Annotated in this window: 13 protein-coding genes and 1 pseudogene; 9 read left to right on the top strand and 5 right to left on the bottom strand. The window is 66.6% G+C overall.

The genetic code is table 11. The annotated features are described in order from the left end of the window. Window positions 1-6: 6 nt before the first annotated feature. Both guaB and guaA read left to right on the top strand, forming a co-directional pair. On the top strand, window positions 7-1,461 hold the full coding sequence (gene guaB / locus AC06E7_RS15940) for an IMP dehydrogenase (protein WP_068854633.1): 1,455 nt from the start codon (window positions 7-9) through the stop codon (window positions 1,459-1,461). Window positions 1,462-1,573: 112 nt separating this feature from the next. Continuing rightward, window positions 1,574-3,139 (top strand): glutamine-hydrolyzing GMP synthase, encoded by a 1,566-nt coding sequence (guaA, locus tag AC06E7_RS15945; protein ID WP_093534421.1) that lies wholly within the window; start codon window positions 1,574-1,576, stop codon window positions 3,137-3,139. Between the two features lie 48 nt (window positions 3,140-3,187). Here the strand turns inward: guaA and AC06E7_RS15950 are convergent, their stop codons facing one another. The 3 genes and pseudogenes from AC06E7_RS15950 to AC06E7_RS15960 all read right to left on the bottom strand — a co-directional run bounded on the left by AC06E7_RS15950 (window position 3,188) and on the right by AC06E7_RS15960 (window position 8,721). Beyond that, complete coding sequence (locus AC06E7_RS15950; RefSeq protein WP_478065384.1) at window positions 3,188-7,024, bottom strand: response regulator; 3,837 nt, start codon at window positions 7,022-7,024, stop codon at window positions 3,188-3,190. 84 nt (window positions 7,025-7,108) lie between these two features. Continuing rightward, window positions 7,109-7,615 (bottom strand): annotated as a pseudogene (locus AC06E7_RS15955) (MCP four helix bundle domain-containing protein); the annotation flags it as partial. Then, window positions 7,612-8,721: a response regulator gene (locus tag AC06E7_RS15960; protein ID WP_095364615.1), complete on the bottom strand. Its 1,110-nt coding sequence runs from the start codon at window positions 8,719-8,721 to the stop codon at window positions 7,612-7,614. The gene AC06E7_RS15960 and the pseudogene AC06E7_RS15955, both read right to left, overlap by 4 nt. A 96-nt stretch (window positions 8,722-8,817) precedes the next feature. On the opposite strand from AC06E7_RS15960, the gene AC06E7_RS15965 reads away from it, so the two are divergent. After that, the gene (locus AC06E7_RS15965) at window positions 8,818-9,405 is read left to right on the top strand and encodes a TetR/AcrR family transcriptional regulator (protein ID WP_478065305.1); all 588 of its coding nucleotides are present in this window, start codon (window positions 8,818-8,820) and stop codon (window positions 9,403-9,405) included. 85 nt (window positions 9,406-9,490) lie between these two features. Further along, window positions 9,491-9,988 (top strand): hypothetical protein, encoded by a 498-nt coding sequence (locus AC06E7_RS15970; protein ID WP_478065306.1) that lies wholly within the window; start codon window positions 9,491-9,493, stop codon window positions 9,986-9,988. 24 nt (window positions 9,989-10,012) lie between these two features. Here the strand turns inward: AC06E7_RS15970 and AC06E7_RS15975 are convergent, their stop codons facing one another. After that, a complete protein-coding gene (locus AC06E7_RS15975) occupies window positions 10,013-13,102 on the bottom strand; it encodes a galactose-binding domain-containing protein (protein WP_478065307.1) in 3,090 nt (1,029 codons plus the stop codon). 508 nt (window positions 13,103-13,610) lie between these two features. On the opposite strand from AC06E7_RS15975, the gene AC06E7_RS15980 reads away from it, so the two are divergent. From AC06E7_RS15980 to AC06E7_RS16000, 5 genes are all read left to right on the top strand, one after another. Continuing rightward, a complete protein-coding gene (locus AC06E7_RS15980; RefSeq protein ID WP_478065308.1) occupies window positions 13,611-14,123 on the top strand; it encodes a helix-turn-helix transcriptional regulator in 513 nt (170 codons plus the stop codon). Between the two features lie 150 nt (window positions 14,124-14,273). Continuing rightward, entirely contained in the window at window positions 14,274-14,798 is a 525-nt protein-coding gene (locus tag AC06E7_RS15985) for a DUF3592 domain-containing protein (RefSeq protein WP_306988937.1), read from the top strand. Window positions 14,799-14,888: 90 nt separating this feature from the next. Then, the gene (locus AC06E7_RS15990) at window positions 14,889-16,100 is read left to right on the top strand and encodes a helix-turn-helix domain-containing protein (protein WP_478065309.1); all 1,212 of its coding nucleotides are present in this window, start codon (window positions 14,889-14,891) and stop codon (window positions 16,098-16,100) included. Continuing rightward, on the top strand, window positions 16,097-18,301 hold the full coding sequence (locus AC06E7_RS15995) for a hypothetical protein (protein WP_478065310.1): 2,205 nt from the start codon (window positions 16,097-16,099) through the stop codon (window positions 18,299-18,301). Before AC06E7_RS15990 ends, AC06E7_RS15995 begins: the two co-directional genes overlap by 4 nt. A 114-nt stretch (window positions 18,302-18,415) precedes the next feature. Next, a complete protein-coding gene (locus tag AC06E7_RS16000; RefSeq protein WP_478065311.1) occupies window positions 18,416-19,441 on the top strand; it encodes a phosphotransferase enzyme family protein in 1,026 nt (341 codons plus the stop codon). 19 nt (window positions 19,442-19,460) lie between these two features. Here the strand turns inward: AC06E7_RS16000 and AC06E7_RS16005 are convergent, their stop codons facing one another. Beyond that, window positions 19,461-20,348, bottom strand: a complete 888-nt coding sequence (locus AC06E7_RS16005; RefSeq protein WP_068851364.1) for a DMT family transporter — start codon at window positions 20,346-20,348, stop codon at window positions 19,461-19,463. Window positions 20,349-20,359: the final 11 nt, after the last annotated feature.

The raw sequence follows: 20,359 nt of genomic DNA on the forward strand, positions 1-20,359 counted from the left end.
ATGCCGATGCTGCGCATCCAGGCTGAAGCACTGACTTACGACGACGTCTCGCTCGTCCCCGCCCATTCCATCATCCTGCCCAAGGATGTCACCCTGGAAACGCGCCTGACGCGCGACCTGCGGCTGAAGCTTCCGATCCTGTCGGCTGCCATGGATACCGTCACCGAAGCACGCCTGGCCATCGCCATGGCCCAGCTCGGCGGCATGGGCATCATCCACAAGAACCTGAGCGTGGACCAGCAGGCCGCCGAAGTGGCCAAGGTCAAGAAGTTCGAAGCGGGTGTCATCCGCGATCCGATCACGGTCGGCCCGGAAACCACCATCCGCGACGTGCTGGCGCTGACCCAGGCGCGCAACATCTCCGGCGTGCCGGTGGTCGATGGCGGCCAGCTGGTGGGCATCGTGACTCACCGCGACATGCGCTTTGAAACCGAGCTGGACGATCCGGTCCGCCACATCATGACCAAGAAGGATCGCCTGATCACGGTCAAGGAAGGCGCCGCGTCCGAGGAAGTGCTGCAGCTGCTGCATCGCAACCGCATCGAAAAGATCCTGGTGGTCAACGATGATTTCGCCCTGCGCGGCCTGATCACCGTGAAGGACATCCAGAAGAACACCGATTACCCCAACGCCGCCAAGGACGTCGCCACGCGCCTGCTGGTGGGTGCCGCGGTGGGCGTCGGCGGCGATACCGATCGCCGCGTCGAAGCGCTGGTCGCTGCCGGCGTGGACGTGCTGGTGGTGGACACCGCGCACGGCCATTCGCAGGGCGTGCTGGACCGCGTCAGCTGGGTCAAGAAGCACTTCCCGCAGGTGCAGGTGGTCGGTGGCAACATCTGTACCGGCGAAGCCGCGCTGGCGCTGTTGGACAGTGGCGCGGACGCGGTCAAGGTCGGCATCGGCCCGGGCTCGATCTGCACCACCCGCGTGGTCGCCGGTGTCGGCGTGCCGCAGATCACCGCGATCGACCTGGTGGCTGAAGCGCTGCAGGACCGCATTCCGCTGATTGCTGACGGTGGCATCCGCTACTCCGGCGACATCGGTAAGGCGCTGGCCGCCGGTGCATCGACCATCATGATCGGCGGCCTGCTGGCCGGTACCGAGGAATCGCCCGGTGAAACCGAGCTGTTCCAGGGCCGTTCGTACAAGAGCTACCGCGGCATGGGTTCGCTGGCGGCGATGGAGAAGGGGTCCAAGGACCGCTACTTCCAGGATGCTTCCAGTGCCGACAAGCTGGTGCCCGAAGGCATCGAAGGCCGCGTGCCGTATCGCGGCCCGGTCGGCGGCATCATCCACCAGCTGATGGGCGGCCTGCGCGCCACCATGGGCTACGTGGGCTGCGGCACCATCGAAGACATGCGCAGCAAGCCGAAGTTCGTCAAGATCAGCGGCGCCGGCCAACGTGAGAGCCACGTCCATGACGTGCAGATCACCAAAGAGCCGCCGAACTACCGCGCCTGACGCGGCATGAGCGAAGAGGAACGAGGAAGCTGATTCCCGTTCCTCTTTCTCTATCTGCCATTCGTTGCCTGATTTTCGTTTCTCCGTTTTCCATCCAGCATTGCCGGGCGCCATGACCAACATCCATAACGACAAGATCCTCATCCTCGATTTCGGCGCGCAGTACACCCAGCTGATCGCGCGCCGCATCCGCGAGCTCGGCGTGTACTGCGAAATCTGGGCGTGGGATCACAACCCGGCGGACATCGCCGCGTTCGGCGCCAAGGGCATCATCCTGTCTGGCGGCCCCGAATCCACCACGCTGCCGGGCGCGCCGGCCGCGCCGCAGGAAGTGTTCGACAGCGGGCTGCCGATCTTCGGCATCTGCTATGGCATGCAGACCCTGGCCGCACAGCTCGGCGGCGCTACCGAAGCGGCCGACCAGCGCGAGTTCGGCCATGCCGAAGTCAACGTCGTGCACCCGGACGCGCTGTTCAAGGGCCTGAGCGACCATGGCGGCGAGCCGAAGTTGAACGTGTGGATGAGCCACGGCGACCACGTCTCGGTGGCACCCCCGGGCTTCACCATCACCGCCACCACCGATCGCATTCCAGTGGCCGCGATGGCCAACGAGGAAAAGCGCTGGTACGGCGTGCAGTTCCACCCGGAAGTGACCCACACCCTGCAGGGCCAGGCGCTGCTGCGCCGCTTCGTGGTGGACGTATGCGGCTGCCAGACCCTGTGGACCGCGGCCAACATCATCGACGACCAGATCGCGCGCGTGCGCGAGCAGGTGGGCGATGACGAAGTGATCCTGGGCCTGTCCGGCGGCGTCGATTCGTCGGTCGTGGCCGCGCTGCTGCACAAGGCGATCGGCGACAAGTTGACCTGCGTGTTCGTCGACACCGGCCTGCTGCGCTGGCAGGAAGGCGACCAGGTGATGGCGATGTTCGCCGAGCACATGGGCGTCAAGGTGATCCGCGTCAACGCCGCCGACCGCTACTTCGCCAAGCTTGAAGGCGTGAGCGACCCGGAAGCCAAGCGCAAGATCATCGGCAACCTGTTCGTGGACATCTTCGATGAAGAGTCCAACAAGCTCAGCAACGCCAAGTGGCTGGCGCAGGGCACCATCTACCCCGACGTGATCGAGTCGGCCGGCAGCAAGACCGGCAAGGCCCACGTGATCAAGAGCCACCACAACGTCGGCGGCCTGCCCGAGCACATGAAGCTGGGCCTGGTGGAACCGCTGCGCGAGTTGTTCAAGGACGAAGTGCGCCGCCTCGGCGTCGAACTCGGCCTGCCGCGCAGCATGGTCTACCGCCATCCGTTCCCGGGCCCGGGCCTGGGCGTGCGCATCCTGGGCGAAGTGAAGCGTGAGTACGCCGAGCTGCTGGCCAAGGCCGATGCGATCTTCATCGATGAGCTGCGCAAGGCCGACCTGTACGACAAGACCAGCCAGGCGTTCGCGGTGTTCCTGCCGGTGAAGTCGGTGGGCGTGGTCGGCGACGCGCGCGCGTACGAGTGGGTGATCGCGCTGCGCGCGGTGGAAACCATCGACTTCATGACCGCGCACTGGGCGCACCTGCCTTATGACTTCCTGGGCACGGTGAGCAACCGGATCATCAATGAGCTGCGTGGCGTCTCGCGCGTGGTGTACGACATTTCCGGCAAGCCGCCGGCAACCATCGAGTGGGAGTAACCACCCGGTAGCGCGGGGCTCTGCCCCGCTGCGCCCTGCCGAAACGGGTCATGGCCCATCGGCGCGCATCGCTGCATCCAGACAGTCAAGCGCTTCGCCAAACCGGATGGTGTCGATCAAGCGGGCCATTGGCGCCAACGCTGCCGCCAATGGATTGCCTTCTGCGTGCAGTTGATGCGTGAGGCGTTCGAATACCTCCTGGGCGTCGGCATCGTTCTCCGACAGCAGCGCGCGCAGTCGCGCCAGCAGCAGCGCTGCGGCTGGCCCGGGAGCGGCCGTTGGCACGCCAGTCACGGGAGCGTCGGCTGCTGTCTGGCGTTCATCGATGCCTGCCGACGCAATTGCGTCAAGTACCGGCTGCAGCCGCCCCGCCGTCTCGGCAAGGAGGGCTTCCAGGCTGTCCGTGTCGGCGCGGTCGAGGCATGCCCTTTCCAGCCTGGCCGCCGCTTCCGCCACGCCAATGGCGCCCACGGTTCCGGCCGTCCCTCGAAGCGTGTGGGCACGGCGCATCGTGGCTTCGGCATCGCCCTCGCGCAGGGCCCGGGTGAAATCGCGCAGGAAGCTCATGTTCTCGGTCCGGAACAGGCCCAGCAGGCGCCGGTAGAACTTCACATCGTTATCGACGCCGGCCAGGCTCCGGGCGACATCAATGCCCGTGATGTGGGGGAACGCGGAAGCGGGTGGGTCGCTGACGCGTACCGCGGACGCCGCACTGGAGGCGCGGTCGGTGCCGATCCACTTTGCCATGCAGGCAAACATGGCCTCCATGCGCAGGGGCTTGGCGATATGGTCGACCATTCCAGCGGCCAGGACCTTTTCGCGGTCGCCTGCCATCGCATTGGCGGTCATGGCGATGATGGGAAGGTGCTGGAACCGCGGCTGGGCGCGCAGGCGACGGGTCGCCTCGTAGCCGTCCATCACCGGCATCTGGCAGTCCATCAGCACGCCATCAAAGGTGGATTCGCGCGACAGGATGTCCAATGCTTCCTGCCCGTTGACCGCCAACGTGACCTCGATGCCCGCCTGGCCAAGGAATTCGCGCGCAACCTCCTGGTTCAGTTCATTGTCCTCGACCAGCAGCACACGCGAACCCCGCAGCTGCTCGAACCGCGTTGAACCGGCTGACGCCTTGAGTTCAATGCGGTCATCGCCCACGGTGCCCGTGCCGAGTGCCTGGCCGATCGACTCAAGCAGGGTTGACGGCGTAACCGGCTTGGTCAGCACACCCTTCAGGCGCGCCCCGGTGGTCGCCGCTTCGGCAATCGCTTCGTCCCGCCCGAAGGCGGTCACCATGATGACCGCCGGTGCCTCGCCCTCGCTGAGCGACTGCAGCCTGCGGACGACTTCCACGCCGTCCATCGCCGGCATTTTCCAGTCCATCAGTACCAGGTCGTAGGCAAGCTGCTTTGCGTAGGCCTGGCGCACCATGCGCAGCCCCTGCGTGCCGTTGCGCGCGGTATCCACCTCCAGCCCGAACTGCCTGGCCATCGTCGACAGGATCTCGCGCGCGGCCGCGTTGTCGTCGACCACGAGTACGCGCAGCCCCTGCAGTTCCTCCGCCCGGAACATGCGGCGCGGGGCAGGGTCCGCCTGCAGGCCAAAGTGCGCATGGAAGTGGAAGGTGGAGCCTTGGTCCGGCATGCTGTCCACCCAGATCCGGCCACCCATCAGCTCCACCAGGGTGCGCGAGATCGCCAGCCCCAGCCCGGTGCCGCCGTACCGGCGCGTTGTCGAACCGTCGGCCTGGCTGAAGGACTGGAACATGCGGGCGCATTGCTCCGGGGTCATCCCGATGCCGGTGTCCTTCACCCAGAAGTGCAGCGCGATACCGTCCTCGGTGCGGGCCGCGGTTTCAATGCCCAGGATCACTTCGCCACGCTCGGTGAACTTGAGCGCGTTGCTGCACAGGTTCAGCAGCACCTGGCCAAGACGAAGCGCGTCGCCGACCAGCGCCGTAGGGACGTCCGCAGCGCAGCTGAACAGAAGTTCGAGCCCTTTATCCTCCGCCTTCATCGACACCAGATTGGCTACGTGGTCGAGTACGTCCTCCAGCCGGAAGTCGAGGCGCTCCATCCCCATCTTGCCGGCCTCGATCTTGGAGAAGTCCAGGATGTCGTTGATGATGCCCAGCAGCGCTTCGGCAGAGCGGTTCACCTTTTCGATGTAGTTTCGCTGCCGTGGCGCGAGTTCGGTCTGCAGCGCAAGGTGGGACATGCCGATGATGGCGTTCATCGGCGTACGTATCTCGTGGCTCATGTTCGCCAGGAATTCGCTCTTGGCGCGGGTCGCTTCTTCGGCTGCTTCCTTGGCCCGAAGCGTCTCATCCTCCAGCTGCCTGCGCTCGGTCACGTCCTGGTGGATGCCGACCAGGCGCACGGCGCGTCCGCCGTGGTCACGTTCGGTGGCGCGACCCAACGAGTGGATCCAGCGCCACGCGCCCGAACGGTCCCGCATGCGGAAATGGGCGTCGAAGTCGTCGGCCTCGGGGTCGTTGATGCAATGGTCGAACTGCCGATGGACCTCGACGCTGTCATCCGGATGCAGCATCGCGTTCCACGCTTTCGCCGCTCCACCGGCACTGCTCAGCTCATCCAAGGTGTATCCCAGCATCTGCGCCCATATCGTGTTGACCTCGCTGGTGCCCGTGGCCACGTCCCAGTCCCACAGGCCAAGGTTGCCGCCGCGCAGGGCGAAGCCCAGCCGTTGTTCGGTGGCACGCAGGCGGGTGACATCGCGCACTGCCGCGCATACGCAGACCCCGCCGCCCCCGAACGCGGGAAGCCGCGACAGGCCCACGTCGATCGGGAATGTGCTGCCGTCCCGGCGTCGCCCCGACAGTTCGTTGTTGCGCACCGCCATGGAACGCATGCCGCCGGCCTGCATGAAACCGTCTCGCAGTCCGGGATGGGCCGCGCGCACGGCATCGGGCACCAGCGTTTCGATAAGCTTGCCGTGCAGCTCGCCAGTGGCATAGCCGAACATGCGCTCGAGTTGAGGGTTGACCATGGTGATGCGGCCGTCCGCGCCGGCCACCAGCAACCCATCGGGGGAGGAATCGAAGATGCCCCGGTACCATGCTTCGGTCGCCTGGATCGCATCCTTCTGTGCGGCCAATTCGGTGGACTGGATTTCCAGTTCCGAGGCCTGGGCCCGGGTTTCCTCAAGCAGCAGCTGGGTATGCTCGGCGCGTTGCATGATCTCCAGATTGCCCGCCAGCGCAGGCAAGGCGGCCTCGAGCAACGCCTGCCGCGCAGGGCTGGGTAGGTCGAGGCTGGCGACTTCGAGTACGCCGAGCAGTCGGGCACCCCGGATCAGTGGGATCACGCTTACGGACCTTGCCGCCGCGCTGCCCAGCGCGGAGCCGATGCGCAGGTAGTCGGCGGGCGGATCGGTAAGGAGGATCGGCGCTCTGCTTGCCGCGCACTGGCCGACCAGGCCCTCGCCCAGGCGGATCTGGCCCGGCGGGGCGTCATGGCCATCGTTGGCGAAGCCCGAGAGCAGGCGCAGCCTGTGATGCACTTCGTCATGGAGGTACAGGGCACCCCGGCCGACGCCGAGCAGGGGCGCCATGAAGGCAAAGAAGACCTTGGCGAGTTCCTGGGTACTCGTCGCGGACTGCAGTTCGGCCGACAAGGCGGCCGACGATGCCTTGACCCACCGCTGGTCTTCCAGCTCACGCGCGGCCACCTGAAGGACGGCAACGGCGCGGGCGAGGGCGCCCATGTCATTGGGATATGCGGTATGCGGTACCTCGTGCTGGAGGTCCCCGCCCGCAATGCGCTCCACCGCCTTCCTCAGCTCGACTGCGGGGATGCCGATCGAGCGCGTGATCAGCCAGGCGAAGATCGTGCTGAACACACCACCCAGGAGCAGGATCGTCCACACCCACCACTTCGTATCAACGGCCAGTGCCTGCACCTTCTGCAACGACAGCCGCGCGCCTTCTTCCTTGGTCGTGGCGACCGCTTCCATGGCGTTGGCTACCGCGTCGCCCATATCAGCGAACTGCGGGCTCGATGCTTGAGCACGCGCTTCCTGGAGCCTGCCTTGGCGCGCCAGCTGGAGTACGGCGGTCATGTTTCGCCGGTAGGTGGCGTAGTCCCGCTCGAACGCCGCCAGGTGCGCACGGTTGATGTCGCGGAAGACACGCTGGTGCAGCTGGTCCAGCTCTCGCTGCAGTTGCGCGTGCTCGCGTTCGATCTGCTGTGACGCCAAGACCTGCAGCGACGGATCGGCGGTGAGCAGCGCCTGGCGCAGGTGGCGACCCATGGTCGCGTAGTGGAACTGCACGGCGCGCGCGTTGGAGACCCCCTGCAGGTCTTTTTCGTACATGCGCTGGATTTCCGCGCTGAACCTGCCCAGCGCGTGGACGCCGAGGATGCCCAGCCCCACGGCCAGCAACAGCATGACGGCGAAGGCCGCCGACAGTTTGTGGCCCAGCGACGCACCTTGCAGGTAGCGGCTCAGGGCGTTCATCGCGAAGTGTCCTCGAACTGACGGGATATCCGCTCCAGCTCGGGGAGCAGCCCGAGAAAAGCATCCAGGATGTCAGGGTCGAAATGCCTGGCGCGGCCCTCACGCATGATCGCGACCGCTTCTTCCTGGGACATGGCCTTCTTGTAGACCCGACGGCTGAGCAGCGCGTCATACACATCCGCGACCGCCATGATCCGCGCCGACAACGGGATCGCCTCGCCTGCAAGCCCCTGCGGATACCCGCTGCCGTCCCATTTCTCCTGGTGCCCGTAAGCGATTTCCTTTGCGTACGCCAGGAACTCCACCGGCATGCCGAGCGCGTCTTCTGCGTGCTGAATCGCGTCGCGCCCCAGCGTGGTGTGGGTCTTCATGATCTCGAACTCGTGGGGTTCGAACGGGCCGGGCTTGAGCAGGATGCTGTCCGGGATGCCCACCTTGCCGATGTCATGCAGGGGGGCGGACTTGAACAGACTGTCGATGGTGGCGTCATCCAGCTGCGAACGAAAACGCGGATGATTCTGGAGCGCAGTCGCCAGGGCACGGACATAATGCTGGGTGCGGCGGATGTGATTGCCGGTTTCGTTGTCGCGCGTTTCGGCGAGCGACGCGAGGGCATGGATGGTGACGTCCTGGATCGCGGTCAGCTCGCGCGTGCGTCGCTGTACCTCGTTTTCAAGAAATGCGTTCTGGTCCCGCAGGAAATCGGCTGCTGCCTTGGCCTGCAGTTGCGTGGCGACACGGGCGATCAGGACTGGCGGATTGATCGGCTTGGTGATGAAGTCCGCCGCCCCGAGTTCCAGCCCTTTCTTTTCATCTTCGGGTTCGGCCATTGCCGTGAGGAAGATGATCGGAATGTGCCGGGTCACCGGTGATGCCTTCAGTGCCCTGCAGACATCATGTCCTGAAAGGCCGGGCATCATGACGTCCAGTAGAATCAGGTCGGGAAGCGGTTCGGTGCCAGCGGCCTCGAGGCCTGCCTCGCCGGAGTTGACCATCCTGATTCGATAACGCGACTTCAGCAGGCCGGAGATCAGCCAGAGGTTCTCGGGCGAATCGTCGACCGCAAGTATGGTCGGGCGGGAAGCGGCTTCCGTAACGGTATCCATTCCCTTACCCCCGGTTCATTTTCGGCACTATCCTCCAGCCAACGGGACACGTGCAAGCTGTCTTGATCAGCAGGCTACCAACTAGTAGGATGAGGAATGGTTCACGACCTCTCCCCCAAAGCCGCTGAAATCGTCGCCCACGCCCGTACGTTGCTGGAGGCCGGCGGCTACAACGGCTTCAGCTATGCCGATATCTCGGCCAGGGTGAACATCAGCAAGGCCAGCATTCATCATCACTTTCCGAGCAAGGCCGAGCTGGTTCGCACGGTGGTGGCGCTGTACCGCGCCGAGGCCCGCGCGGGCCTGGCCATGCTGGACCGGCAGTTGGGTGATCCGCTGAAAGAACTCAATGCCTACGTCGACTACTGGTCCAGCTGCATCGCCGGTGGCACGGCCTCGTTCTGCATCTGCGCCATGCTGGCGGCGGAGTCGCCGATGATTCCGCCCGAAATTGCCGAAGAAGTGCGCGGACATTTCGAGGATCTCAGTGGCTGGCTGGCCGCCACCTTGCAAAAGGGCGTAGCGCAGGGGCAGTTCCAGCTGCAGGGCGCACCCTCGGACGAGGCCAAGGCATTCATGGCTTCCGTGCACGGGGCGATGCTGGCCGCGCGTGGGTTTGGTGATGCGCAGACGTTCGCAGCCCTGGCGCGGCTGTCGGTTGCGCGGGTGACTGCACAGCGTTGAACCGTTTTTCGTAAGCCCGCCTTGTGCGGACTTTTTCATGACCGCCCACCCTACCTACTAGTAGGTTTAATCGAGGATCGCTCCCATGACACACCCGCTCTCCGCACTCGGTGTACTGCATACCGCCATCAGCCTCATCCCCGTGTTCGCCGGTCTGTACGGCTTCGTGCGCCATCGGAAAATCGACCCCGCCACCGGGGCCGGAAAGCTTTATCTGGTCGGCCTGGTGCTTGCTGTGGCGACCTCGTTTACCGTCTCCAGCACCGGTGGCCTCAACCCCGGCCACGCCTTCGGCATCGTGGTGATGCTGGTGGCGTTCGGCGGGGTGCTGGTGAACCGGATCGGCTTCCTTGGGCGACTGCGACCGTACCTGTCCGCGTTCGCGCTGTCCTTCAGTTTCCTGCTCGGGTTGGTGCCTGCCGTCAATGAATCGCTGACCCGCCTGCCGGTGTCGCATCCGCTGGCCGCCGCACCGATGGCGCCGGTAGTGCTGCAGACCCTGCTGGGTTGCTTTGTCGTGTTCCTCATCGGCATCACCGCGCAGGGCTGGATGATCCATGCGCGCAACAGGCGCATGGAGTGACGTGCAGCCGGGCAGGGCCCGGCTCTACCAGACTGCTTCCAGCGTCCGGAACGGCTTGCTGATCAGAACCCCTTTCGCATCAAACTCCTGCACATCCCGCCCATCCACCCGCACCTGGCTGGGCCGCGTGCGCGAAGGCCACCAGACCCGGACCGCAGCGTCCTTCCGCAGGCCCTTGCCCAACGTTACCTTGAGCGTGTTGCCGCGCTGCACCGCGTCGATCTGCAGCGTCCCGAACGCCGTTGGCAACCGCTCCACCGCCAACCCGTCGCCCGCCAGCCACGACGGCGGCGTACCCGGCAGCAGCGACAGCGCATCGTCGTCTTCGCGCATCAACATGCCGAACAACGTGCGCCCGTACTCGGCACCGATCCACGTGTGCGGCATGTCGCCCAGGTAGCGCGGGAAGCGCAGCCGCGAGTGGACGACTTCCGCCAGCACCTGCCATTCCAGCGGCCGGCGGTCGCGCAGCAGGCCCTGCAGCAGTTCGTCTGCGGCGTCGGGCTGGTCCAGGTGCACGTAGCTGAGCACATTGCGGATTTCGTACGGCGTGTAGGCATAGAGCGCGTCGGGCTGGTTGCGCTTGCGCACGTCTTCCAGATAGCGCGCGAAGGTGGTGCGCAGGGCCTGCTCGGGCAGCACGTCCTGCGCGCCGGTGGGGTCCAGCGCGATTGAAACGCCGGTAGGGTCGCCATCGCCCAGGTCGGCGGAGGAGGGGATGAAGTCGATGCCCTTCCACGCCATGGTGGCGCGGATCGAAGCGGCCAGCGCGTCGTGCAGCAAGCGGTACTGTTCGCGCGCCCACGCGGCGGTTTCGTGATCACCCAGCGATTCGGCCAGCCACGCACCGTCGTGCCAGCCCTTCAGGCCCCAGTAGTCGTCCCAGTAACTGTGGGTCGGCGAGGGGTAGCCTTCGTGACTGATCGACGGTGCCAGGATGCCGGCGAACCGCTCCGGTGCGGGCTGGCTGGCCATGTAGCCGGGCACCAGCGTGCGCTCGCGCAGCTCCTGCAGGAAGCGCAGGGCTGCTTTCACCTTCGGCAGGTAGGCGCGCACCGATTCCGGGCCACCGTCCAGACGCGCGACATCGGCCACCAGCGCGACGTATTGGCCCTGGCTGTCGTATTCGATGTCCGAACCGAAGCCGGTGTTGACGCTGCCGTCGTTGTTGAGGATCGGCGAGACCAGGCCGTTGGCGTGCACGCCATGCTCGGTGTACCAGTCCAGGTAGTCGCGCGCGATCCGTGATTCGCCCATGCGCAGCAGCACTGCCGAGGTGGCCATGCCGTCGCGGATGAAGGAGCGGTTGTAGTTGCGCGGCCCCGGTTGCATCGCCGGGCCGGTCTGGTTGATCAGCATGTACGCCGCCTGGGCGCGCAGCATATCCACCAGCGAAGGGTCGGGCAGGCGCAGGCCGACCTGGCCCAGCCGCGTCTGCCAATCTCCGGAAACGCGGGTGGCAAGGCTGTCGAAAATCGCATCGGGATCGCGGCTGTTGACGCCGAATGCGATCGGCGGCGGCTCCGGAAGCGCGCCGTCGCTATTGGCAGCCGCGGTACCCAGCGGGAACGCGACCACGACCGACTCGGTGGCACCCGGGGCGAGGTCGATACGGTAGGCGAGGGCGGCCGCTGCCAGGCCATCCGGGTCATCGGTCTGTTGCGCATTGGGCAGTTCGCCTTGCGCCACGGCAGCGGTGATCTCGGTGCTGCCATCGGGGTCGAACGGCGCCACGCCTGAAGCATCCACCGGCGTCAGCGAATGCAGCAGGGAACGCCCGTTGACCCGCACCGTGGTGCCTTCGATGGCTACCGAACGGATCGGAGAGAGGCCACCGTTCTGCCACGGTGGGTTCATCTGCATCGGGCGCGTCACCAGCGACAGGCTGCCGGCGATGGGCGCAGTGCCCACGTTGCGCAGGCGGTGGCGCACCAGCGTGACCGGTTGGCCGCCCAGCTCCACGGCGAAGGCCTCACTCTTCAATTCCAGGCCGGGTTGCGGTTTCCATGTCACCGACGGCATCGGCTTCCAACCGTCGCGCAGCGCGTGCTGCACTGGCTGGTCGGCGGCGCCGGCGGCGGTGCCATCGGCATTGCGCCAGATCGGCTGTACCAACGGTGCGCCCTTGAACGCCTCGATGTTGCCGTACTCGTCGAAGATCGATTTCTGCAGGCCGCCGTGCACGCCCACCGCCGTCCAGTAGGTCTGCTGCAGGTGCAGGGAGGCCGGGAACAGGGCCCGCTGCGCACCGTTGGCCGCGTTCTGGTAGCGCTTCATCGGCGTCATCACTGCCGCCGGACCGAGCAGGCGCAGGCGCGCGATCTTCGGCGCATCACCCTGCACCTGCAGGCGCAGCGCCTGTGCTGTTACCGGCGCGGTGCCGGCCAGCCAGCTCTGCTGCCGGCTGCCGGCCTGCGGGTCATGCGCGAGTTCGCTCCAGCGGCCCTGTGCATCCTGTACCTGAAGGCGCGCGCCGCCGTGCGCGCCTGCCCAGTCCACTGCCAACCCGGTGGTGGAGAGGGCCCTCGGCAGAGCGATCTCCAATACGTGGCTGCCGTCTTTTCCGGCGGGGATGGCCACGGCGCTTCCGCCTTGCCACACGGCCGCTGCCTGGGTCGCGTCCAATCCGGGCATGCGTGCTGTCGCGCGCTGGTCCAGCGGCTCGAGTTCGAAGATGGACACGCCCCAGTCCGATGTCCGCTCAGGACTGGCCAGCCGCAGGTAGCGGGCCTGGCGCGGCGCGAAGTAGAGGGTTTCGATGCCGCCGAGCGAGTCGCGCATGGTGTAAGCGGTCTGCCACTGCCTCCCATCCAGTGAGGTCTGCAGGCTGTAGCCCTCCGGATTGGAGACGTCCCAGGTAAGGCGTGCGCCGCTGAGCGTGCTGGGTTTTCCCAGATCCACCTGGAACCAGTGGCCCGGGCTGAACGCTCCGCCGGTGACGGTCTTGGGATCGCCGTCGATGAGGTGGCTGACCGCCATGGCCGGGACTTGCTGGGAGGAACTGCTGGCACGCCACTGACCACGGTCAGGGAGGTCCTGGGCCAAGCTGGCCGGAGCGAAGGCCAGGCCGAGAACCGAAAGCAGCGCGGCGCGACGAGCGATGTGCAAACCCATCAAAAAGTCCCTGCCTGATATGCCTCGCCAATGAGGCAGGGCCAACGCTATCAGGCGCTGTAATCGGTTACACGACGCGATGCAATATCGGGACCCGCGTAAAGGTGCGGTACTCCACACATTCTTCACATGGCGGTGGAAGGAGTCCGACCAGCAAAGCACGATCAGGACACCTGTTCACGGAAGAAGGTGATGGTTGTCAGTTGACAACTGTTGCCCGCACCACCACACTGGAGCCGTCCGATGGCAAGACCGAAGCATCCAAAGCGGGAAATAGAAGCTGCCATCGCGCACGCCGAATTGATGGGTTGGCGGGTAGTGGTTGGCGGGAGCCATGCATGGGGGCGCATCTACTGCCCCTTCAACGACAAGGACTGCCGCTGTGGTGAATTCTGCGTTTCCAGCATCTGGAGTACGCCGAAGAATCCAGGCAACCACGCAGACGCATTGCGTCGCGTCGTAAACAACTGCGCGAAGCGCAGGTGATCAATGTCCGAGGAGCAGGATCATGGAGTACATCTTCACCCTGAAGTACCAGTTGCCAGACGCCCATGGCGACCTGCAGGCGCTGGTTGAACAGCTCGGGGAGCAGGGGTGCGATGACGCCCTGGTCGGCACCGGATTGCCAGGCCGTATCGCGCTGGAGTTTACCCGTGAGGCCGGGAATGCTGACGCTGCGGTGCGCAGTGCGCTTGACGATGTGCGGCGTGCCCTGCCAGGCGCGACCCTTATCGAGGTGACGCCCGATCTGGTCGGCCTCACCGACGTCGCCGCCCTGGTCGGGGTGTCGCGGCAGAACATGCGGAAGCTGATGCTGTCCCATCCAGACAGTTTTCCCCTCCCCGTTCACGACGGCAGCACCTCGATCTGGCACCTGGCCGATGTCCTGGCCTGGCTGCAGGCACGCGGTGGCTATGCGCTGACCGCGGGCCTTGTGGAGGTTGCCCGGGCAGCGCTCGAAGTGAATGTCGCCAGGGAAGGGATGCGGCTTTCCCGGTCGAATCCTGCCGGAGCGAAGTGAGCGCCTGCCTGCCTTGACGAATCGTCAAGTGGTGCAGGCCGCGACTTGACGGGCTGCTGCTTCATGCATGACCGCGCTTTCCCCAGACTGGTTCACGAAGTCACAGCCACCCGGCTGTCGACGCAGTCGAACCATCAAGGGGAAAACCAGATGATCAGCATTCCTGTTTCAGACACCTCGCACGCCCGCCTGTCCCGCGTTTCGCGCTGGCTGTGCAGCATCGGCTACGCTTTCCTTGCAGTGTTCTTTGCCTGGTCGGCCCTGAGCGGACACCGCCAGGCCGAAGCCATCCTCAAGGATGCGGTGACCGTGCAGGCACCGGTACAGGTCGACCACATCGAGGAAAAGCGCCGCAAGGGGCGGGTGTCCTACCAGTACCACTTCCGCTACGACTTCAGCGTTGATGGCGTTGAGTACACCGGCCACTTCTCCACCTCCGAGGACAACGCCACGCCGTACCTGGGCGAAGCGCCGCAGGTCGACGTGGCTTACGCACGCAGCAACCCGGCGCAGTTCGACCGGCTTGATCGGCTCGAAGGCCAGAAAGGGCTGGGTTCGGTACTGGGCCGGGTGATCGTGGCGCTGGGCATGCTGGCGATCCTGGTCTTCGTGGTGCACCTGCTGGTGACGCGCAAGCTGTTCGTGCGCCAGGGCCCTGCGCTTCCTGCGGTCTGAGCCGGCGGCAGGCAGGGGAGCGCAGGCATGGTTGACAGTCCATACGGTCACGGTAGGGTGTGCGACTCTCTTCCGTTCTGGTCGTTTCCGATGCCTGCCCCTGAGTTCGCGGACCTGCTGTCTCGACACATGCGGCGGATCCGGGCCAGTGCCGGCGGGGTGGCCGCCGAAATCGGCATCAGCCGCGAGGCGGTCAACAACTGGCGGGCCGGCACCTCGCGGCCCAGCCGCCGGCACCGCGACCGGGTCCTGGCCTGCGCCAATTACCTGCGCCTGACCGAAACCGAATGCAATGCATTGCTGCAGTCGGTGGGGTTCGAGCCGGAATTCCCGGTGGAGCCGGTATCGGCACGGGAAGAGCACGCCGATCCCGCCGTTTCAGTGCCGCCCACCGTCACCCGGTTGTTCGACCGGCTGCAGTTGCTGCGCCCGTATCCGGTGAGCCTGCTGTTGACCCAGGCCCATTGGGGACAGCCCCCGGAGCGCGCGGCGATTCTCGCTGAAGCAGCCAAGCGCTATGGGCAGGCGCGCGTGCTGCACCTTCAGCCGCCGTTCCGCTCCGGCGAGGGCGACCAGGACTACTTTGCCTTGCTGGCCGCGCAGTGCGGGCTGGACGGCGTTGGCTCGGACGCCAGTTTCGAGATGGCGCTGGCGCGTCGGCTGCAGCAGCCCGGTGCGCTGTTCTGCCTGGTGAGCCGGTTCGAGCAGGGGGAGTCCGGGCCGCGCGACGTGCTGGCCGGCATCCTGCGCAGCCTCAGCGAAATGTACAGCGGCAAGCTGCACCTGCTGATCTGTGGCGGGGCCGCGCTGGCCGACCTGAAGTACCAGGGCGGCGATCTTTCGCTGCTCAACATTGCGGCCAGCGAGAGCTGGCCGGAGCTGGGAATCGAGGACATGCGGCGCAGTGCCCCTGGCATTGGCGATGACACGCTGTCGCGCGCGCTGCGGTTGTCCGGCGGGCATCCGCTGTTGGCGCAGGCGGCGTTGACGTTGCTCGTTGACACTACTGTCGACGATGAGGCGGTCACCGATACGCTGTCCAGCCATCCGCGCCTGTGGGAAGCGCTGGTACCGCTGTTGCGGGATGACGCGGCGCGTGCCGCCGTGCAGGGCTGGCTGGCACAGCCGGTGGTGGCGCCGGCGCGGCCGTACCTGGCCGATCCGCTGCTTCGCCACCTGTACTGGAACAACCTTCTGACCGCGCGCGCGCACCCGCAGGGGCAGTGCCTGGAATGGCGCTGCGAGGCGATCCGCCGCGCCGTGCGGCAGGTGATCGATGGCATGCAGGTGCAGACCGCATGAGCAGGCCACCGCGCCGACAGCCGGTGCTGCGCTGGTGGTGGCTGCTGCTGGTGGCCGGCCTGACCTGGTTCGTTGGCAGCTACCTGTTCGTGCCCTGGCTCAACCCGGTGCAGCTGCTGCGCATGCAGCGCGACGGCGAAAGCATGATGCTCATGCAGCGGGCGAACACCGACATGATGTTCCTGCGCGAAGAGGCGTTGTCGTATTGGCTGCAGCATGAAAGCTGGCCGCGGCAGGTGCACGTGCCGGGCGTGCATGATCCGGAAGAAACGCTGGTGGTTGCCGAACTGCCGCAGCCGTTCGTGCTGCGCCTGCGCTTCACCGACCGCTTCCCGGCCAACAGCGGGCTGCGCGGTGCGGTGATCGAGCAGACGCTGGAGCCGCGCACCCAGTACTGGCGTTGCCGCCCTGGCGATCCTGCGCCACCGTCCCGCTGGCTACCGGCCAACTGCAGGGCGCAGGCACCGTGGGGCATCGTGCAGTGGCTGTCGGTGGTGCTGGGGCTGTCGGTGCTGGGCCTGGCCGGGCTTGGCATGCTCTGGTACTGGGTGCGACCGGCGGTGGCCGACATCGTGCGCGAGCCACAACGGCTGCTTGCCCAGCCGTTGCAGGCATTGCCCGCCATCGACCGCCAGCTGGGATGGCTCCGGCTCAGAGATCGGGTCCTCGCCGGTGCCGGGATCGCCACGGTGCGCTGGCGCGACGCGCTGCGCCACCTGCAGGCCACCCCAACCACACGCGCATTGCAGCTGGCCGCGCGCATCGGTGCGATCGATGCGCCGGCAACCGGCTGGGCGCTCACCGGCCTGGTGCGCGAATGGACCCTGCCGGACAAGCTGCCGTTGGCCCTGGAACGGCTGTGGCTGTACCAGCCCGATCCGGCGTTGGCGGCCGATGCCATCGTGCAGCAGTTGCGCGCCATGCCCAACGGTCAGGACGTGGTGCTGGTGGTGAGCCCATCGCTGGCGGTCGAGGCCGAACTGGCTGCCTACGCCGAGGATCCGGCCAACCTGTGCGTGTGCCTTGGCCAGGCCGCCCAGACCCGCTGGCTGCTGCAGCCGGGCGCGCTCGACGCGCTGGTCGGGCTGCTGGCCCGGCAGCTCCGGGTGACCCGCATCTCGCCTTACCAGACCCATGGCGGCATCACCCGCCCGGCGGCCTTCTTTGGACGCGAGTCGCTGCTCGCGCGCGTGCTCAACCGCGAGCCCGGCAACTACCTGTTGGTGGGCGGTCGGCAGCTGGGCAAGACCAGTTTGATGAAGGCCATCGAGCGACGCTTTGTCGGCCACCCGCGCGTGCACTGTGTGTACCTGTCGCTGCGCGATCATCGGCTGACAATGCGGCTGGCGCTGGAACTGGGCCTGGCCGAGGACACCGGGATCGATGCGCTGGTCGCCGAGTTGTCCGCGCGGGCGGCGGGGCGCGGCCTGCTGCTGCTGATCGACGAGACCGACCTGTTCCTGCGCGCGGAAGCCGCACAGGGCTACCCGCAGCTGGCGGCGCTGCGCGCGCTGAGCGAAGAGGGACGCTGCCACTTCATGCTGGCCGGGTTCTGGGACCTGTACGAAGCGGTCACCCTGGATTTCGCATCGCCGCTGCGCAACTTCGGCGAGGTGATCCATATTGGCGGGCTGGAACAGGACGCCTGCGTGGCCTTGGCGACCGAACCGATGGCGCGCCTGGGCGTGCACTTTGCCAGCCCGGACCTGCCGCAGCGGCTGGTGGCGGCGTGTGGTCGCCGCGCCAACCTGGTCGCCATTGCCTGCCAGCAGCTGCTGGGCCAGCTGGACCGTGGCCAGCGCGTACTGGATGCAACGCAGGTACACGCGGCGCTGGTGAGCGAGCCGATGTTCGATGCATTGGCCGGCTGGGCGCGGCTGAGTCCCGATCCCCTGGCGTGCCGTATCGACCGCATCGTGGTGTACCAGGTCGCCGGTGCGCAGCTGGTCGGCAGCGGCGAGCGCGGCATCACCCTGGTGGAACTATTGGCTGCATTCGATGCAGCGGGTGCGCGGGTCGATCCGGAGCAGGTCCGCCACGCCCTGGCACGGTTGCAGCTGGCGTATGTGGTTCGCCGTGACGCCGATGGGCTGCCCTACGTATTTGCGGTGCCGGTGTTCGTTACCCAGTTCCAGCGTGAAGAAGTGCAGGCACTGCTGCAGCGCGAACTGCAGGCGCTGGCCGCGGGCGCGGCGGTATGACTCCTGTATCAAGATAACGAATGAGAAATTACGTCTCTTCGTGACGCATTTCCCTGTGTGTATCGACGCGATTCTGGGATAGTGGTGCGATGTTCGTGCGCCACGGCGGAGTTGATGCTGCATCCACAGGATTTGTCTTCGTCGCAGATCGGCGCCGTGCTGGCCCAGGCCTACGGCCTGCAGGTCAGCCATCTCGTGCAGCGGCCGGCGGGTGCCGATGCGGGCGCCACGGTGTACCAGGTGACCTCCGATGACGGCACGCGCTGGTGGTTGAAGTGCCGCCGCTATGCCGTGGCCGATGCCGTGTGGGAGGTCATGCAGCATTTGCGCTGCGCGCTCGGCCTGGACGAGGTGGTGGCCCCGCAGCCCGCGCTTGATGGTGCCCCGGCCACGTACGCCGAGGGCCTGCAGTGGACGCTGTTTGCCTATGTGGAGGGCGAGTCGGGGTTCGAAGTGGCCCTGTCGCAGGCGCAGTGGCACCGGCTGGGCCAGGTATTGCGCCAGGTGCACGACACCGCGTTGCCGGCCCGGTTGGCGTCCGGTCTTGCGCAACCGGGTTTCGACGATGACACGGCGGTGGAGCGGGTGGGGTCGTGGCTGCAGCGCGGTGATAAGCGTTGGCCCATTCCCGATGCCCTGGCGGAGGACTACCGGCGGGTCTGGCGGCAGCGGCAGGCGCGGGTGGCCGAGGTCTGGCAGCACTGCATGACGCTGCGTGAGCGCCTTGCCGGGCAGCGCTGGTCACGGGGGTTGTGCCATGGCGACCTGCACGCCGGCAACCTGTTGCTGCGCGCCGATGGTGGGCTGCACCTGATCGACTGGGACGACATGGTGCTGGCGCCGCGCGAGCGCGACCTGATGTTCGTCGGCGCAGGCGTGGGCGGTCGCTGGGGACGCGATGATCCGCCGCGGTTCCGCGAAGGTTATGGCGCGGTGGCGTTGGATCCGGCCCGGCTGGCGTACTACCGCCACTGGCGGATCCTGCACGACCTGCAGGAGTTCCACGACCTGCTGCTGGAGCCGGGTGCGGCCTCGCGTCCGCCCAGCCAGCGCCGCCAGGCGTTGCGTTTCATGGAGGAGCAGTTCGCGCCGGGCAACGTGATCGACGCGGCTGCCCGCAGTTGGGCTGCCGTGGCGTAGCGCGGGTCGTCGACCGTGCTTACTCGCCCGGCTTGGCGCCGGCCGTGGCGGCTTCGGATGCCGCGCGCCGCACCAGTACCGCCTCGCGGTGCGCGATGTAGGCATTGGCGGCAAGAATGATGCCCGCCCCGATGACGGTCCAGCGGTCCAGCGTTTCATTGAACAGCAGCCAGCCCAGCAGGCTGACCAGCGGCAGCTGCATGAAGCTGATCGGGGTCAGCGCCGAGACTTCGCCCAACCGCAACGCGCGGGTCCATAACAGCTGGCCCAACGTGCCCAGCACGCCGGTAGCGGCCAGCCAGGCCCACGCAACGCCGCTGGGCCATACCCAGCCGAACAGGGCAGGCACCAGCGACAGCGGTACCCAGAACACGTAGGTGTAGAACACCACGGTGTCGGCCCCGTCCACGCGGGTCAGCTGCTTGATCTGGATGGCGACCAGCGAACTGAGCACGGCGGCCAGCACCGCCACCAGCACGCCCGGGCTGAAGGTGGCGGCGCCGGGGCGAACGATGATCAGGACCCCGATGAAGCCACAGACCACGGCCGCCCAACGGCGCGCGCGTACCTTCTCGCCAAGGAACAGCACGGCTGCGATGGTGACGAACAGGGGCGTGGAGTACGACAGCGAGATCGCCTGCGACATCGGCAGGTGGCCGATGGCCCAGAACGCACAGAGCATCGAGGCCAGCCCGATCAGGCTGCGCACGAAATAGCGGGGCAACTGTGTCGTGCGGAACGGCGAGCTGCCCGGGCGCAACAGGAACGGCAGCAGCGCCAGCAGGCCGAACGCGTTGCGGAAGAACGCCACTTCCTGGGTGGGCACGTAGCGGGTGGCATAGCGGATCGCCACGGCCATCAACCCGAAGGCCAGGGTACTGCCCAGCATCAGCAGCGCCGCACGCATCGGTGTCGGCG

The organism is Stenotrophomonas sp. Steno-Z4 (assembly GCF_056393145.1).

Excerpts from the sequence above, each read along its gene's own strand:
- AC06E7_RS16005 (WP_068851364.1), bottom strand. The coding sequence starts at position 20,348 with ATGCGTGCGGCGCTGCTGATGCTGGGCAGTACCCTGGCCTTCGGGTTG.
- AC06E7_RS15960 (WP_095364615.1), bottom strand. The coding sequence starts at position 8,721 with ATGGATACCGTTACGGAAGCCGCTTCCCGCCCGACCATACTTGCGGTC.
- guaB (WP_068854633.1), top strand. The coding sequence starts at position 7 with ATGCTGCGCATCCAGGCTGAAGCACTGACTTACGACGACGTCTCGCTC.
- AC06E7_RS15985 (WP_306988937.1), top strand. The coding sequence starts at position 14,274 with ATGATCAGCATTCCTGTTTCAGACACCTCGCACGCCCGCCTGTCCCGC.
- guaA (WP_093534421.1), top strand. The coding sequence starts at position 1,574 with ATGACCAACATCCATAACGACAAGATCCTCATCCTCGATTTCGGCGCG.
- AC06E7_RS15970 (WP_478065306.1), top strand. The coding sequence starts at position 9,491 with ATGACACACCCGCTCTCCGCACTCGGTGTACTGCATACCGCCATCAGC.
- AC06E7_RS15990 (WP_478065309.1), top strand. The coding sequence starts at position 14,889 with ATGCCTGCCCCTGAGTTCGCGGACCTGCTGTCTCGACACATGCGGCGG.
- AC06E7_RS16000 (WP_478065311.1), top strand. The coding sequence starts at position 18,416 with ATGCTGCATCCACAGGATTTGTCTTCGTCGCAGATCGGCGCCGTGCTG.
- AC06E7_RS15995 (WP_478065310.1), top strand. The coding sequence starts at position 16,097 with ATGAGCAGGCCACCGCGCCGACAGCCGGTGCTGCGCTGGTGGTGGCTG.
- AC06E7_RS15965 (WP_478065305.1), top strand. The coding sequence starts at position 8,818 with ATGGTTCACGACCTCTCCCCCAAAGCCGCTGAAATCGTCGCCCACGCC.
- AC06E7_RS15980 (WP_478065308.1), top strand. The coding sequence starts at position 13,611 with ATGGAGTACATCTTCACCCTGAAGTACCAGTTGCCAGACGCCCATGGC.
- AC06E7_RS15975 (WP_478065307.1), bottom strand. The coding sequence starts at position 13,102 with ATGGGTTTGCACATCGCTCGTCGCGCCGCGCTGCTTTCGGTTCTCGGC.